The organism is Arenimonas sp., assembly GCF_036275555.1.
In the GTDB taxonomy this organism is placed as follows: Bacteria; Pseudomonadota; Gammaproteobacteria; order Xanthomonadales; family Xanthomonadaceae; genus Arenimonas.
Genome location: NZ_DASUDO010000037.1, coordinates 175,303 through 190,484, shown reverse-complemented (window position 1 = coordinate 190,484; position 15,182 = coordinate 175,303). Strand labels below are relative to the sequence as shown.

Sequence of the window (15,182 nt, the reverse complement as noted above, 5' to 3'; positions counted from 1 at the left end):
TCACTCCTCGTCGCGGAGCCGCTCAAGCCGCTGGGGAATCGGCTGGTCCAGGCCAACCGGGATGAATTCAGCGCCCAGCCGCGCCAACGCCAGGCGCAGTCGGCCCTGATCCCGTGGCTCGCACGTGGCGTACACGCGCCAACCGGCGAGGGAGCCAGAGCGCAGGGTCGCAGCCTCCGTGACCAGCGCATCGGCCAGTTTCCCCGGCGCCGGTGACGCGAAGACGAAGGCGGTCGGTGCCTCCTGCCATGACTGTCGCCGACCGTCCGTCGCTCGCCAGTCCGCCAAGCGGCTGAAGCCCAGCATGCCCCGGATCGAACGGACCTCTCCCATGAAGTCAGCGTCCGGTGGCATTCGCAACAGCAGCAGCTCGTGCGCCGAGGGTGGCCAGCTTGGATCGAGACGGCGGTGGACTTCGCGAGCGTAGGCCTGCCAGGCCCTGCGGCTGTTGACGGCCGGCGCGACCAACGGTGCCTCGAATTCCCGGCGCTGCCTCGCCTGGAGGGCATTGATCCGCCGCGTCGCGGCCAGTGCGGCGATCCAGTCCATGTCCCGCACGATTTCGGTAGTCCCGGTCGCGAGATCGAGTCGAACCCGGAAGTGGCGCTCGGCACGCGGGATGCCCCCGACCTCGGGCACGGCGACCTCCAGCACCGCGGCGTCACCCGCGCCATCGAATCGATGCTCCCCGCCCCACCAGATCGAACTGGAGGAGCGCGGGAAGGCCTGCACGATGGCGGACGGAAGGAAGTCGCCAAGCGCCAACGACGCAACGATCCCACCCTGCGCTTCGTACACGACCACGACATCGTCCCCGTGGCCGAGACTGTGCCAATTGTCGAACGTAACGACGAAGTCGCCGGCGTCGGCAACGATCGCGCTGACGGGCGCGTGCAGGTTCACCAAGGGCCGCGCCCAGACCCGACGCCATTCACCGTCGGGCAAACGCTGTTCGAGCGTGCCCGAGGGCGACTGCCGCTCGCCCGACAGGCGGCCGGGCTCGACGGTGAGGCGGAACCGGGCGCCATCCGACGTGTACGCCTTGGTTTCGGGCCATCGCCAGGTGTCGGCCGCCGACGGCGCCGACCAAAACGCGAGCCACAGAAACAGCCAACCCGGGAGCGATGCGCGAATGGGCATGCCGCATGATGCCCCGGTCGCGGCAAACCCACCAACCGGAAAATTCTCGACCCCCGTGAACGACGAAGCCCCGCAAAGGCGGGGCTTCGTGCGATGCGGCCTTGGCGCGGCGAATTACTTCGCGGCGGCGGCCTTCTTGGCCGGGGCCTTCTTGGCGGGCGCCTTGGTGGCGGCCTTGGCCGGGGCCTTCACCGTGGCCGCGGTCTTGCCGGCGGTCGGCTTCTTGCTGGTCTGCGGTCGCGCATTGCCGTGGCTGCCGGTGAAACGCTTGCCCTTGGCGGTCTTCTTGTCGCCCCTACCCATGGTGATTCCTTGAAAGTGGTGTCCGGTGAGGCGCGTAGCCTATCACCGCGTGCCCGCCCCACCAAGCCGGGGCGCGGGGTTCAGTGGGTATGGCCGTACGAGAGGCGCAGGTTGACCAGGTGCGCCAGCGCGATCAGCACGCCGCCCACGGTCATCGCCACCGCATGCGGCAGCACCGAGGCGTGCAGCGGCGGGTACAGCAGCGAGCCCCAGATCAGGGCCAGGCCCGGCGCCACCAGCAGCCAGGCGTGGTAGGCGCGGTGGTTGCGGTAGCCCAGCACCAGGCTGGTGATGGCCAGCACCGTGGCCAGCACGCTGAAGCCAATTTCCGCCCCGTGCCAGGCCACCAGGCCGAGGCCCAGCGTGGGGATCAGCGCCAGCGCGATCGGGATCAGCGCGCAGTGCAGGGCGCAGATGAAGGCGCCGATCGCGCCCAGCCGATCGGCCCAGGGCGGCAGCTGCAGCTTGCTTCGTTTGACGATCGCGACCATGGCTTGGGGGGCTTGCGCTGAGGTTGGAACAATATAACATTGCGGCCCGACGCCAATCAACCGGACCCCCAACATGCCGCGCCATGCCCCGCTGACCGCCGCCATCCTGATTGCCCTGCCGCTGCTCGCGCACGCCGACGAGCGCACCGACCGCCACGCGCACGACGACGCCCGCGTGCTCGATGCCGTCGAAGTCACCGCCTCGCCGCTGCGCAACGCCATCGACGACCTGACGCGCCCGGTGGACGTGCTGGTCGGCGAAGAACTCGACGCCCGCAAGGCCGGCAACCTCGGCGAAACCCTCGAACGCCAGACCGGCGTGCAGTCCTCCTTCTTCGGCGCCGGCGTCGGCCGCCCGATCATCCGCGGCCAGGACGGCGCCCGCGTGCAGGTGCTCAGCAGCGGCACCGGTTCGCTCGACGTGTCCACCGTGAGCGTCGACCACGCCGTCACCATCGAGCCCTTCCTGGCCGAGCAGATCGAAGTGCTCAAGGGCCCGGCCACCCTGCTCTACGGCAGTGGCGCGATCGGCGGCGCGGTGAACGTGGTGGACGGCCGTGTGCCGACCCGCCGCGTCGGTCGCGACGTCGCCGGCCGCGCCGAGGTCCGCCACGGCAGCGCCGCCGACGAGAACACCGCGATGTTCCGCCTCGACGCCGACGCGGGCCCGTGGACCTTCCACGCCGATGGCTTCCGCCGCGAGGCCAGCGATGTCCGCATCCCGGGCTACGCCTATTCGCCGGAGCTGGTGGCCGAGGAAATCGAGGAGGGCGTATCGCCGGACGAGCTGGCGCAGGGCCGCCTGCCGAACAGCTCGCTGTCCACGCTGGGCGGCGCGGTTGGCGCCACCTGGTTCGGCGAGCGCAGCTGGCTCGGCGCCTCGGTCAGCACCTACCGCACCGACTACGGCATCCCGCCGGGCGCGCATGCGCACGAAGAGGAAGGCGAGGACCACGGCGGCGGCGAGGAGGAAGAAGAGGAAGTCGTGCGCCTGGACATGCTGCAGGACCGCCTCGACGTGCGCGGCGGTATCCGCGGCCTGGGCCCGCTGCAGGAGCTCAACTACCGCGTCACCCGCAGCCAGTACGAACACACCGAATTCGAGGGCGAGGAAGTCGGCACGGTGTTCGAGAACCGCGGCACCGAGGCGCGCCTGGAGGCCGTGCAGAACGAGATCGCCGGCTGGCGCGGCGCCTTCGGCCTGCAGTATGGCGACCGCGATTTCTCCGCGATCGGCGACGAGGCCTTCGTGCCGCCGTCGGTGACCCGCGACCTGGGCCTGTTCGTGGTGCAGGAGCGCGACTTCGGCGACGTCAAGCTCGAGCTCGGCGCGCGCCACGACCGCGTCAGCATCGACCCGGCCGGCGACCTGCCGACCGTGGACCAGGACGCCACCAGCCTGGCGGTCGGCGCGCTCTGGCGCTTCAGCGAGAGCATGCACCTGAGCGCCAACCTCGACCGCGCCCAGCGCGCACCCTCGGCCGAGGAGCTGTTCTCGGACGGCCCGCACATCGCCACCCAGAGCTACGAGATCGGCGACGCCGGCCTCGACACCGAAACCGCGCTGAGCGGCGAGCTCGGCCTGCATGTGCACGCCGGCCGCTTCGAGGGCAAGGTCTCGGTGTACCAGTCGCGCTTCGATGACTTCATCTACCTCGCCGACACCGACCTCGAACTCGACGAGCTGCCGGTGCGCACCTGGGTGCAGGGCGACGCCACCTTCACCGGCTGGGAAGCCGAGGGCCAGGTGGACCTGGTCGAGAACGAGACCGGCCTGTGGACCCTGCGCGTGTTCGCCGACGCGGTGGATGCCGAGCTGGACGCCGGTGGCAACCTGCCGCGCATCGCGCCGTCGCGCGTCGGCACCGACCTGTCGTGGAGCCGCGGCAACTGGCGCGCCCGCGTCGGCGCCATCCGCGTCGCCGACCAGGACGACGTGGCCGCGCTGGAATCGGCGACCGAAGGCTACACCCTGTTCGACGCCGGCCTCGCCTACCACTGGGACGTCGGCAGCGCCGGCTGGGAAGCCTTCGTCGAGGGCCGCAACCTGGGCGACGAGGACGCACGCGCGCACACGTCCTACCTCAAGGACGTCGCGCCGCTGGCGGGTCGCAATATCGCGGTCGGCCTGCGCGTCGACTTCTGACGCGGCAGGCGGCGGGGACTACTCGTAGTCCTCGCCGTCCTCGACGTCCACGGCCTCGGGCCGGTCCTCGGGATCCTCGGCCACCGCTTCGGCCGGCGCGGGGCCGGGCGCCGCGGCTTCCTGCACGGCCTGCTGCTCGCTGGTCTCGGTGCCGAGGTGGAAGGCGGCATAGCCGGGCAGCACGGCCTGGTTCTGCGCCATGCCGATCACGCGGCCCGGCACCGGCGCCAGGATGTAGCGCTCGACGTTGCTGACCGGGTCGATCACCTTGCCCAGCCGCTGCCCGGCCAGCACGCGCTGGCCCAGCGACACTTCGCTGATCAGCAGCCCGCCGGAGTTGGCGCGCACCCAGCGCGAATCCAGGAAGATCGGCGCGGGCTCGGGCGCGTCCGCCACCACCAGGGGCGCGTCCACCGTGACCAGCTGGCCCGCGTTGGGATCCTCGCGCATCTCCAGCTTGATCATCAGCCGGTCGATGGCGGCGACGGCCTGCGCGATTTCGGCCGGCTCGAGCCGGGTCGGCGCGCCGGCCTCGAAGGTGACGGCGGGAATGCCGACCTTGGTGGCGGCGACGCGCAGCATGCCGCGGTTGCCCGGGCTGTGCAGCACCACGGTGGCGCCGAAGCCGCGGGTGAATTCGAGCACCTCGGGATTGGTGAGGTCGGCCCGCACCTGCGGCAGGTTGCTGCGGTCGAAGGAGCCGGTGTGGAAATCCACCAGCACGTCGCAGTGCCGCACGATGTCCTGGAAGAAGGCGTTGGCGATGCGCGAAGCGATCGAGCCGCTGCGGCTGCCCGGGAAATGGCGGTTGAGGTCGCGCCGGTCCGGCAGGTAGCGGCTGCCGCGCGAGTAGCCGAACACGTTGACGATGGGCACGCCGATCACGGTGCCCGACAGCCGGGTCGGATCGACGCCGTGCGACAGGCGCCGGACGATCTCGACGCCGTTGATCTCGTCGCCGTGGATGCCGGCCACCAGGCACAGCACCGGGCCGGCCTTGGCGCCGCGGGCGACGATCACCGGGCTGGGGATCTCGGCCGTGCTGATGCCGCCGCCCGGGCGCCATTCCAGCTGCAGGCGCGTGCCCGGCACCACCAGGCGGTCGAGCAGGGCCAGCGGCGTCACCAGCGCGGGCGGCGGCGCCAACAGCTCGGGCGCCGCGATGCCGGCGGGGGGCACCGGGTCCTTCCCGGGCTCGGCGCCGGGCGGGTCGATCGGATAGTCCTGCGCCTGCGCGCCGGCCGCGGCGAGTGCGACGGCGGTCGCCAGCAGGGTTCGGCTCAGGCCGCGGAGCAGTGGGCGCACAGGCCGTGTACCTCGAGGGTCTGGGCGCGGGGCGAGAAGCCCATGGCCTTGGCCTGGGTGTCAAGCAGGCGGGTGATGCGCTCGTCCTCGAGCTCGATCGCCGTCTGGCAGCCGTCGCAGATCAGGAAAGGCACCGAGTGCCGCTCATGCGGATGGTGGCAGCCAACGAAGGCGTTCATCGAGGCCAGGCGGTGGATGAAGCCCTGTTCGAGCAGGAAATCCAGCGCCCGGTACACGGTGGGCGGCGCGCTGGAGCCATTGAGCGCCTTCATCGAGTCGAGCAGGTCATAGGCCTTCACCGGCCGGCCGGCGGCGGCGATCAGGCCGAGCACCTGGGCGCGCAGCGGCGTCAGGCGGACGCCACGCTCCTCGCAGGCCTTCTCGACCGCCTGCAGGTAGCCGCCGGCATCGTGGACATGATGCTCGGGGTTGGTGCAGTCGTGCTCGCGGGCGGTCTTGGGCATGGCGGTAGGGTGGCCCCAGCCCGGCGCGAAATCAATTCGCGCCGGGTGAAGGCGAGGTCGCGGTTCAGGCGGGAATGCGGGCGAGCGCCGCGTCGATGCGGGCCAGCGCCTCGGCCTGGCCGGCCAGGAAGACCGTGTGGTCGATGGACGGGCTCACCTGGGTGCCGGTGATGGCCACGCGCAGCGGCTGGGCGATCTTGCCCAGGCCGATGCCGAGCGCCGCGGCGGTAGCTTCGAGCGCACCGTGCACGGAAGCCGCCGACCAGTCGGTCAGTTTGGCCAGCTCGGCGCGCACCGTCTCCAGCGGCGCCTTCGCGGCGGCCACCAGGTGCTTGGCCACGGCGGCCTCGTCGTACTGCGCCAGCGGCTGGTACCAGACCGCGGCGCGCTCGGCCATTTCCTTCAGCGTCTGCACGCGGTCGCGCAGGGCGACCACGACATCGGCGGCCTTCGGGCCCGCGGCGAGGTCGTAGCCGGCCGCGAGCAGCTGCGGCTCGAAATGCTTCGCCACGTCCGCCGGGTCGTCGGTCTTGAGGTAGTGCTGGTTGAGCCAGCCCAGCTTGGCCGGGTCCAGGCGCGAGGCCTTCTGGTTCACGTCCTCGATGGCGAACAGGGCCTTGAGCTCGTCGCGGCTGAAGATCTCCTGGTCGCCGTGCGACCAGCCCAGGCGCGCGAGGTAGTTCACCAGCGCGTGCGGCAGGTAGCCCTCTTCCTTGTACGACATCACGTTGGCCGCGCCAGAGCGCTTGCTCAGCTTGGCGCCCTCGGGGTCGAGGATCATCGGCATGTGCGCGAAGTGCGGCACCGTCGCGCCCAGCGCCCGGTAGATGTTGATCTGGCGCGGGGTGTTGTTGACGTGGTCGTCGCCGCGGATGACGTCGGTGATGCCCATGTCCAGGTCATCCACGACCACGGCGAAGTTGTAGGTCGGATAACCGTCGGAGCGGAAGATCACGAGGTCGTCGAGCTCGTCGTTGCTCCACTCGATGCGGCCCTTGATCTTGTCCTCGAACACCACCGTGCCGCCGATCGGGTTCTTGAAGCGGACCACGCGGTTCGGGTCGTCGCGGTACGGCTCGTTGCGGTCGCGGTAGAAGCCGTTGTAGCGCGGCTTGAGGTTGGCGGCCATCGCGGCTTCGCGCATGGCCTCGAGCTCTTCCTTGGTTTCGTAGGCGTAGTAGGCGGTGCCGGCGGCGACCATCTGCTCGGCCACCTCGCGGTAGCGGTCCAGGCGCGCGGTCTGAAAGACGGGGCCTTCGTCGTACTCCAGGCCCAGCCAGTCCATCGCCTCGAGGATGGCGTCGATGGCGGCCTGGGTGCTGCGCTCGCGGTCGGTGTCCTCCACGCGCAGGATGAACTGGCCGCCGCGGCGGCGCGCCTCCAGGTAGCAATACAGCGCCGTGCGGGCGCCGCCGATGTGCAGGAAACCGGTCGGGCTGGGGGCGAAGCGGGTACGGCAGGTCATCGGGCCGGGCTCGGGATCAAAGGGCCCCGCATTTTACGCCAAATCCCCACCCTCCCCCGCCACTGCCCCCACCCCTGTGGGAGGGGTACCATGGCGGCGGGTTTTGAACTGGTGTACCGATGTCTTTCCGCCTTGCCCTGACCTTGCTTCTATCGCTGGTGGCCCGCAGCGCGCAGGCGAGTCCCGCGCTCCCCACACCGGAGTTCGCGCCGGCACCGCCGCCCGTGCGCGTACTGCTGGTGACGACGCTGGGCGAGATCACGCTGGAGCTTGATGCCGCCGCGGCGCCGAAGACGGTGGAGAATTTCCTGGCCTACGCCCGCGACGGCCACTACAACGGCACCGTGTTCCACCGCGTCATCCCGGGGCTGCTGGTGCAGGCCGGCGCGTTCACGCCCGACCTGCAGCAAAAGCCGAGCCGGGCGCCGGTGCCGCACGAGGGCGGCAACGGGCTTTCCAATCGTCGCGGCACCGTGGCGGCCGCGCGCGATCGCGGCGTGCTCGATTCGGCCACGTCGCAGTTTTTCTTCAACCTCGCCGACAACCCGAAGCTGGACCAGACCGCGCCGGGCGATCCCTACACCGCCGGCTACGCGGTGTTCGGCCGCGTGCTGCAGGGGCTCGAAGTGATCGACCGGATCGCCGCCGTGCCGACGGGCGCCGAGGGTCCGTTCGCGGCATGGGTGCCGGTGGTGCCGGTGGTGATCGAGCGCGTGCAGGTGCTCGACCCGCTGCCGGCCAGCCCGGCGCCAGCCGAGGAGGCCGCGCCGGTGGCCGAGGATGCCGCGACGCCATGACCGTGCTGTTCGTGTCCGACCTGCACCTCGATGCCGCGCGTCCGGGCATCACCCGGCTGTTCCTGGAGTTCCTGGCCGGGGAAGCGCGCTCGGCCGAAGCGCTTTACGTGCTCGGCGATCTGTTCGAGGCCTGGGTCGGCGATGACGATCCCGGCGAGCCGGGCGCCTCGGTCTGCGCAGCGCTGAAGGCCGTCGCCGACTGTGGCGTGCCGGTGTTCCTGATGCGCGGCAACCGCGATTTCCTCTACGGCCAGCGCATGGCCGAACGCTGCGGCGCCACGCTGCTGCCCGACCCCTGCGTGGTCGACCTGCACGGCGTGCCGACGCTGCTGATGCACGGCGACCTGCTGTGCACCGAAGACGCCGCCTACCAGGCCTTCCGCCGCCAGGTGCGCGACCCGGCCTGGCAGGCGAACTTCCTGGCCCAGCCGCTGGCTGCGCGGCAAGCGTTCGCCGCGCAGGCGCGCGCCGCCAGCCAGCAGCACCAGAAGGGCGTGTCGGAAGCCATCACCGACGTCGCGCCGGAGGCGGTCGAAGCCGTGATGGCGCGCCACGGCGTCACGCGGCTCATCCACGGCCACACCCACCGCCCCGCCATCCATTCGCTGGAGGTCGCGGGCCGGCGCGCCCAGCGCATCGTGCTGGGCGACTGGTACGACCAGGGCAGCGTGCTGCGCCTCGACGGCGACGGCCTGCGGCTCGACGCGCTGGCGCCGGCCGACTGAACTCAGTCGCGCAGGTGCCGCGCCGGCTGGAAGCCGCCCACCTCGAACTCGAACACCGGCACCAGCGCGCCCGAGCGCGGCAGCTCGATGCGCACGCGCGTGGCCTCGGTCATCGCGGCCAGGAAGCGGTCGCGGTCGACGATGAACAGCGCCGGTCCCGTGCCGGTATCGGCCGGGTCGCCTTCGAAGGCCAGCGTCTCGCCGTCGTCGAAGCGGATCTGCAGCCGGCACGGCGGCCCGCACTGCAGCGTCTTCTGCGTCAGCACCAGATAGGCACTCTCGCCCCACGCCGGGTGCCGGCGCAGGATCAGCTGGGCGTCGGGAATGGCGAGGCCGCGGCCGGTCTCGGGATCGACCGCGACGCGGCTGTAGATCGCGGCGCTGTGCTGGATGCCGCCGGCGGCGGGGATTTGCTGGTAATCCCAGAGCTGCACCAACCGGCGGCGCTCGCGCATGGCCTCGGCCTCGATGCGCACCTGCTCCAGCGTCTCGCGCATCGTCGCGGCGGCCTTCGTCTCGCCGTGGCGCTGGCGCAGCTCGTCGCCGCGCGCCTCGGCGATCTCGAAATCACCGTCGGCGCGCGCGGCCTCGTAGGCGGCCAGCAGCTCGGCGCCCTTGGCCTCGTCGTAGGCCGGATCCACTTCCTGGGGCTGGCAGGCGGCCAGCAGCAGCACGGCGGGCAGCAGCAGTCGTTTCATCGCGCGGGCTCCATCGCTTCGAGTTCGGTCATTTCGTAATCGTCGAAACCGGCGGCCTGGCGCGCCGGCCGGTTGAAGGGACCGCGCAGCGAGCCGCGCGCGGCCTCGCGCACCAGCCGGATGAACTCGCGCCCCGGCGGCAGGCCCTCGCGCTCGCAGCACCAGTGGAACCAGCGGGTGCCGGCGGCGACATGCGCCACTTCCTCGCGCAGGATCACTTCCAGCACGTCGGCCGATTCGTCGTCACCGTTGAGCCGCAGCCGCGTGATCATGCCCGGCGTCACGTCCAGCCCGCGCGCCTCGAGCACGCGCGGCACCAGCGCCATCCGGCGCAGGCAGCTGTCGGCGGTGGCGACGGCCATTTCCCACAACCCGTTGTGCGCGGGGTGGTCGCCGTAGGCGGCACCGAGCGCGGTGAGGCGTGCGGACAACATCGCGAAATGCCGCGCCTCGTCGTCGGCCACGGCCACCCAGTCAACGTAGAAGGCGCGCGGCATGCCGCGGAAGCGGTACACCGCATCCCAGGCCAGGTTCACCGCGTTGAACTCGATGTGCGCCACCGCATGCAGGAACGCCGCCCGCCCCGCCACGCTGCCCAGGCCGCGCTGCGGCACCTCGCGCGGCGACACCAGCAGCGGCCGCTCAGGCCGCCCGGGCACCGCGATCACCTCCGCGGCCGGGGCCTCGTCCGGCACCCCCAACTCCCCCGCACGGAACGCCGCCGCCACCGCATGCGTCATCCGCAGCTTCTCCCCCGGCTCCCGCGCCATCAGGCAATCCAACGCAGCGTCATGCAGGCTCGGCATTCGAAGGGCTATCTGGATGCTAGAGGAGAGATCATTTTCGCCACGGATGAACACAGATGAACACGGATAGGGCAATAGCAATTACGGTTTGGGTTTCGCGGGTGAGGACGCCTGCTCGAAGACCGCACCGGGGTTGCCCCTGCTCAATCTGTGTTCATCTGTGTTCATCAGTGGCAAAAAAACAACTCAGGACGCGCGGCGCTTGCGCTTGGCGTCGTCGGAGCGGAGTTGCTGGATGCGTTCGAAGTAGCCCGGCTCGATGCCCGTCACGTACTCGCCGCTGAAGCAGGAGCTGTCGAAGGGACGGTTCGGGAACTTCGGGCCCGCGACCGCGGCCTCGAGGTCGGCCAGGTCCTGGTAGATCAGCCAGTCGCAGCCCAGCAGCTTCTCGATTTCCTGCTCGGTGCGGCCGTGCGCCACCAGTTCGTCGGCCGAGGGCATGTCGATGCCGTAGATGTTCGGGTGCCGCACCGGCGGCGCCGCCGAGGCCAGGTAGACCTTCTTGGCGCCGGCGTCGCGCGCCATCTGCACGATCTGCTGGCTGGTGGTGCCGCGCACGATCGAATCGTCCACCAGCAGCACCACCCGGTCCTTGAACTCCAGCGGGATCGGGTTGAGCTTGCGGCGCACGGATTTAACGCGCTCGCCCTGCCCCGGCATGATGAAGGTGCGGCCCACGTAGCGGTTCTTGATGAAGCCCTCGCGGTACTTCACGCCCAGCACGTTGGCGATCTCCAGCGCGGCGTCGCGCGAGGTGTCGGGAATCGGGATCACCGTGTCGATGTCGTGGTCGGGCCGCAGGCGCAGGATCTTCTGGCCCAGCGTGACGCCCATGCGCATGCGCGCCTTGTGCACCGAGATGTTCTCGATCATCGAGTCGGGGCGCGCGAAGTACACGTACTCGAAGATGCACGGCGCGTGCGGCCGCGGCGCGGCGCAGACCTCGGCGTGCAGCTCGCCGCGGAAGCTGATCACCACCGCCTCGCCCGGCTGCACGTCGCGCTCGCGCACGAAGCCCAGGATGTCGAGCGCCACCGACTCGGACGCCACCGCGTACTCGGTGCCGTTCGGTCCGACGCGCTTGCCCAGCACCAGCGGGCGGATGCCGTGCGGGTCGCGGAAGGCCACCAGGCCCAGGCCCAGCACCATGCTCACCACCGCGTAGCCACCGGTGCAGCGGCGGTGCACGCCGGCCACCGCGGCCACCGCGGCCTGCGGCGTCAGCGCGCCCTGCTGCGCCAGCTCGTGCGCGAACACGTTGAGCAGCACCTCGGAATCGGACTCGGTGTTGACGTTGCGCTTGTCTTCCTCGAACACCAGCCGGCGCAGCGCGTCGGTGTTGATCAGGTTGCCGTTGTGCGCGAGCGCGATGCCGTAGGGCGAATTCACGTAGAACGGCTGCGCCTCGTCCGAGCCCTCCGAGCCCGCGGTCGGGTAGCGGCAGTGGCCGATGCCGACGCGCCCGGTGAGCAGCGCCATCGCGCGCTCGTCGAAGACTTCCTTCACCAGGCCGTTGCCCTTGTGCAGGTGCACGCGGTTGCCGTCCATGGTGGCGATGCCGGCCGCGTCCTGGCCGCGGTGCTGCAGCACGGTCAGGCCGTCGTAGAGGGCGGCCGCCACGTCGCTGGCGCCGGCGATTCCGATGATGCCGCACATGGTTCAGTTCTCCGGAACAGGGGGGCCGGCCGCTTCGTGCGGCACGACCGGGTCGATCATTTCGGGCGTCGCCGGGGCCGGCGGCGCGAAGCGCAGTTCGTCGGCGGCGCTGGCCGGCAGGAAGCCCTGCATCCACTCGGCGCCCAGCTGCACGCCGGGCATCAGCTTCGAGGCCTGCCACCAGGGCTCGGACGGCAGCGTGGTGAAGCCCATCAGCAGCACCGCCACGCAGGCCAGCACCAGCCCCCGCAGCAGGCCGAAGCCCACGCCCAGCACGCGGTCGGTGGCCGACAGCCCGGTGTTGGCGATGAACTTGCCCAGCGCCCAGGTGATGAGGCCACCGAGCAGCAGCACGCCCACGAACACGCCGGCATAACCCAGGAACAGGCGCGCCGAAGGCTCCTCGACACCCGTGAACCAGGCCGCCACGTCGGCGCCGAAGCCCATCGACAGCCAGAACGCGGCGACCCACACCGTCAGCGACAGCACCTCCACCACGAAGCCACGCCACAGGCCGACGCCCATCGACACCAGCAGCACCAGCAGCAGCGCGTAGTCGGCCCAGTTCATCGGTGGCGCGCGCGCAGGGTCACGGGTGCGGCACGACGATCGCGTCGGGCAGGCCGAGCTGGCTGCGCACGGCCTCGCGCAGGCGGTCGGCGGCGGCGCGGTCGGCCTCGGGGCCCACGCGCACGCGCCAGACGGCGCCGCGGTCGGTGTTCACGCGCTGGTGGAAAGCGACGAAGCCGGCGGCGCGGGCGCGGTCGCGCAACGCGTTGGCATCGGCCTCGGAGCTGAGCGCGCCGAGCTGCACGGCGAAGCCGACGCTGGGCGCGGTGCTGGCGCGCGCGGGGGCCGGCGCGGGCGAGGACGACGACGCCGCGGCCGGGGCCGCGTCGAGCGCCACCACGGCGGCCGATCCGCCGGTGACGGCCTCGACGCGCAGGCGCGCGGCCTCGGCGGCGGTGCGGTCGCCGTAGGGACCGACGCGCAGGCGCATGGCCGGCTTGCCGCCCACGTCCACCGATTCGCTGGTCAGCGGCAGGCCGCGCGAGCGCAGCTTGTCGGCCAGGCTGCGGGCGTTGGCGAGGTTGGAGAAGCTGCCCACGTTCACCACGTAGCGGCCACCGGCGGCGGTGGCGGGCAGCGCGGGTTCGACCGGGGAGGGTGCGGCGACCGGCGCGGGTTCGGGGGTCGGCGTTGCCGCCGCGGCGGCGGGCGTCGGCGCGGCGGCCACCGGCGCCGGCGCCGGCTCAGGCAAGCCGGTGGCGGCATCGACCGCCGTGGCCGGCGCGTCCTCGGGCTCGGGCTCGACGTCGGTGCGCGCGGGCGGCAGGCCGGTCTGGTCGACCGTGGCCACGGCATTCGGGTCATCCGAGGCCGGCGGCCGGGTGTCCATGCCGAGCACGCCGCCATCCGGGGCCTCGGGCGCCGGCAGGGTCAGCGGCACTTCCCGCGTTTCGAACGCCTGGTCGGGCGCGGCCGGCATTTCCAGCGGCACGCGCGCGGCGTCGGGTTCGGTGGGGTCGGGGCCCTTGAGCAGCATGGGCAGGAAGATCATCGCCAGCGCCACCAGCACGGCGGCGCCGATCAGGCGCTGTTTCAGGGCTGAATCCATCGGGGCGCGGTCCGGCCGGGGGGTGGCGCGAATTATAGCCGGGTTGCCACCCGCTCCGGCTCAGCGCGCCGCCAAGGCTTCAGCCACGGTGTGGAATGAACCGAACACCAGCACGCGTCCCTCGGGCCCGCAGTCCGCGGCGGCCGCCGCCAGCGCGGCGCCCAGCCGCTCGTGCCGGTGGATCGCTGCGTCCGGCAGGGCCGCCCCGACGCGCCGGGACAGTTCGGCCACGTCCAGGCCGCGCGGCCCGGCGTCGGTGATTGGCCCCAGGTGCCAGGCCTTCACGTGCGGCGCGACCGGCCCGACGATGCCCGCGATGTCCTTGTCGGCCAGCGCGCTGAACACCGCGACCGTGGGCCGCGGGTTCGCCGCCAGCCACTCAGCCAGCTGGCGCGCGCCCTGCGGATTGTGGGCGACGTCCAGCACGCGCTCGGGCGGACCCGGCAGGCGCTGCAGGCGGCCCGGCACGCGCGCGGCGCGCACGCCCTCGCGCAGCGCCGCGTCGGGCACCGGCAGGTCGAGCGCCCGCAGCGCCGCGATCGCCGCGGCGGCGTTGCCGCGCTGGGCGGGCGCTTCCAGCCCGGGCGGGGGCAGCTCGATCTCGTAGCCCGGCTCGCGCCAGCGCCAGCCGTCCGCGCCGAGGTCGTCGATCAGGTAATCGGAGTGCCCGCGGATGGCGAACGCGCCGATCGCGTAGGCCCGGCGCAGCACGGACGACGGCGGATCCTTCTCGGCCAGCACCGCGGGCTTGCCCGCGCGCAGGATGCCGGCCTTCTCGGCGCCGATGGTTTCGCGATCCGGGCCCAGGTAGTCCTGGTGGTCGAGGTCGACGGTGGTGATGATCGCGACGTCGCCATCGACGATGTTCACCGCGTCGAGCCGGCCGCCCAGCCCGACCTCGAGGATCGCCAGGTCGAGCCCGGCCTCGGCGAACAGCAGCAGCGCCGCCAGCGTGCCGAATTCGAAATAGGTCAGCGGGATCCCGTCGCGCGCGGCCTCGATGCGCTCGAAGGCATCGACCAGGCCCGCGTCGTCGGCGTCCCGGCCGTCGATGCGGATGCGCTCGTTGTAGCGCAGCAGGTGCGGCGAGGTGAACGCGCCGACGCGCAGGCCCGCGGCCCGCGCCATCGCCTCGAGGAAGGCCACGGTGGAGCCCTTGCCATTGGTGCCGCCGACCACCGCGACCCGCCGTCCCGGCCGGCCCGGCGCGAGCCGCCGGTAGACCTCGCCCACCCGCTCCAGGCCCAGGGCCACGTCGCGCGGATGGACCTGCTGCTGGTACGCCAGCCACTGCTCGAGGGTTCGCTTCATGGCCCCATTATCCGCCGCGCGCGGGCCGCCGGCGCATCCCAGCGGTTAGACTGGACGCCTTCCCGCACCGAGCCCGCCCATGGCCAAGCCCAATTACTCGTTCGAAAAGCGCCAGCGCGAGCTCGCCAAGGCCAAGAAAAAGGCCGAAAAGGAAGCCGAGAAGGCCGCCCGCAAGCGCGCGGGCCAGCCGGCCGACGCGCAGGATGACGCCGATACGGACGACGGCGACGACACCGCCCCGAACGAGGCCTGACCCG

Annotated in this window: 16 protein-coding genes; 4 read left to right on the top strand and 12 right to left on the bottom strand. The window is 71.7% G+C overall.

What is annotated here, in order from left to right; all coding sequences use genetic code 11:
* From VFV21_RS10140 to VFV21_RS10130, 3 genes are all read right to left on the bottom strand, one after another.
* Complete coding sequence (locus tag VFV21_RS10140; protein ID WP_329669303.1) at window positions 1–1,140, bottom strand: hypothetical protein; 1,140 nt, start codon at window positions 1,138–1,140, stop codon at window positions 1–3.
* Between the two features lie 114 nt (window positions 1,141–1,254).
* Complete coding sequence (locus VFV21_RS10135) at window positions 1,255–1,443, bottom strand: 30S ribosomal protein THX (RefSeq protein ID WP_329669302.1); 189 nt, start codon at window positions 1,441–1,443, stop codon at window positions 1,255–1,257.
* 80 nt (window positions 1,444–1,523) lie between these two features.
* Complete coding sequence (locus VFV21_RS10130) at window positions 1,524–1,934, bottom strand: MerC domain-containing protein (RefSeq protein ID WP_329669301.1); 411 nt, start codon at window positions 1,932–1,934, stop codon at window positions 1,524–1,526.
* Window positions 1,935–2,007: 73 nt separating this feature from the next.
* Between VFV21_RS10130 and VFV21_RS10125 the strand changes: the two genes are divergently transcribed.
* A complete protein-coding gene (locus VFV21_RS10125) occupies window positions 2,008–4,080 on the top strand; it encodes a TonB-dependent receptor (RefSeq protein ID WP_329669300.1) in 2,073 nt (690 codons plus the stop codon).
* 18 nt (window positions 4,081–4,098) lie between these two features.
* Here the strand turns inward: VFV21_RS10125 and VFV21_RS10120 are convergent, their stop codons facing one another.
* From VFV21_RS10120 to gltX, 3 genes are all read right to left on the bottom strand, one after another.
* Entirely contained in the window at window positions 4,099–5,385 is a 1,287-nt protein-coding gene (locus VFV21_RS10120; protein ID WP_329669299.1) for a succinylglutamate desuccinylase/aspartoacylase family protein, read from the bottom strand.
* Window positions 5,361–5,849: a transcriptional repressor gene (locus VFV21_RS10115; RefSeq protein WP_329669298.1), complete on the bottom strand. Its 489-nt coding sequence runs from the start codon at window positions 5,847–5,849 to the stop codon at window positions 5,361–5,363. The genes VFV21_RS10120 and VFV21_RS10115 overlap by 25 nt, the downstream gene beginning before the upstream one ends.
* A 64-nt stretch (window positions 5,850–5,913) precedes the next feature.
* On the bottom strand, window positions 5,914–7,314 hold the full coding sequence (gltX, locus tag VFV21_RS10110; RefSeq protein ID WP_329669297.1) for a glutamate--tRNA ligase: 1,401 nt from the start codon (window positions 7,312–7,314) through the stop codon (window positions 5,914–5,916).
* Between the two features lie 119 nt (window positions 7,315–7,433).
* Between gltX and VFV21_RS10105 the strand changes: the two genes are divergently transcribed.
* Window positions 7,434–8,111 (top strand): peptidylprolyl isomerase, encoded by a 678-nt coding sequence (locus VFV21_RS10105; RefSeq protein WP_329669296.1) that lies wholly within the window; start codon window positions 7,434–7,436, stop codon window positions 8,109–8,111.
* The gene (gene lpxH / locus VFV21_RS10100) at window positions 8,108–8,836 is read left to right on the top strand and encodes a UDP-2,3-diacylglucosamine diphosphatase (protein ID WP_329669295.1); all 729 of its coding nucleotides are present in this window, start codon (window positions 8,108–8,110) and stop codon (window positions 8,834–8,836) included. The genes VFV21_RS10105 and lpxH overlap by 4 nt, the downstream gene beginning before the upstream one ends.
* Before the next feature lie 2 nt (window positions 8,837–8,838).
* On the opposite strand, the gene VFV21_RS10095 is transcribed toward lpxH, so the two are convergent.
* The 6 genes from VFV21_RS10095 to folC all read right to left on the bottom strand — a co-directional run bounded on the left by VFV21_RS10095 (window position 8,839) and on the right by folC (window position 14,925).
* On the bottom strand, window positions 8,839–9,534 hold the full coding sequence (locus VFV21_RS10095) for a hypothetical protein (RefSeq protein WP_329669294.1): 696 nt from the start codon (window positions 9,532–9,534) through the stop codon (window positions 8,839–8,841).
* A complete protein-coding gene (locus VFV21_RS10090; protein ID WP_329669293.1) occupies window positions 9,531–10,340 on the bottom strand; it encodes a ferritin-like domain-containing protein in 810 nt (269 codons plus the stop codon). Before VFV21_RS10090 ends, VFV21_RS10095 begins: the two co-directional genes overlap by 4 nt.
* Window positions 10,341–10,526: 186 nt before the next feature.
* Window positions 10,527–11,996: an amidophosphoribosyltransferase gene (purF, locus tag VFV21_RS10085; protein ID WP_329669292.1), complete on the bottom strand. Its 1,470-nt coding sequence runs from the start codon at window positions 11,994–11,996 to the stop codon at window positions 10,527–10,529.
* 3 nt (window positions 11,997–11,999) lie between these two features.
* Entirely contained in the window at window positions 12,000–12,566 is a 567-nt protein-coding gene (locus tag VFV21_RS10080) for a CvpA family protein (protein ID WP_329669291.1), read from the bottom strand.
* A 19-nt stretch (window positions 12,567–12,585) separates the two neighbouring features.
* Window positions 12,586–13,614, bottom strand: a complete 1,029-nt coding sequence (locus tag VFV21_RS10075) for an SPOR domain-containing protein (RefSeq protein ID WP_329669290.1) — start codon at window positions 13,612–13,614, stop codon at window positions 12,586–12,588.
* Between the two features lie 60 nt (window positions 13,615–13,674).
* Window positions 13,675–14,925 carry a bifunctional tetrahydrofolate synthase/dihydrofolate synthase gene (gene folC / locus VFV21_RS10070; RefSeq protein WP_329669289.1) on the bottom strand — a complete coding sequence of 417 codons (1,251 nt, stop codon included), beginning with the start codon at window positions 14,923–14,925 and terminating at the stop codon, window positions 13,675–13,677.
* 79 nt (window positions 14,926–15,004) lie between these two features.
* Between folC and VFV21_RS10065 the strand changes: the two genes are divergently transcribed.
* On the top strand, window positions 15,005–15,178 hold the full coding sequence (locus tag VFV21_RS10065; protein ID WP_329669288.1) for a hypothetical protein: 174 nt from the start codon (window positions 15,005–15,007) through the stop codon (window positions 15,176–15,178).
* Window positions 15,179–15,182 lie beyond the last annotated feature (4 nt).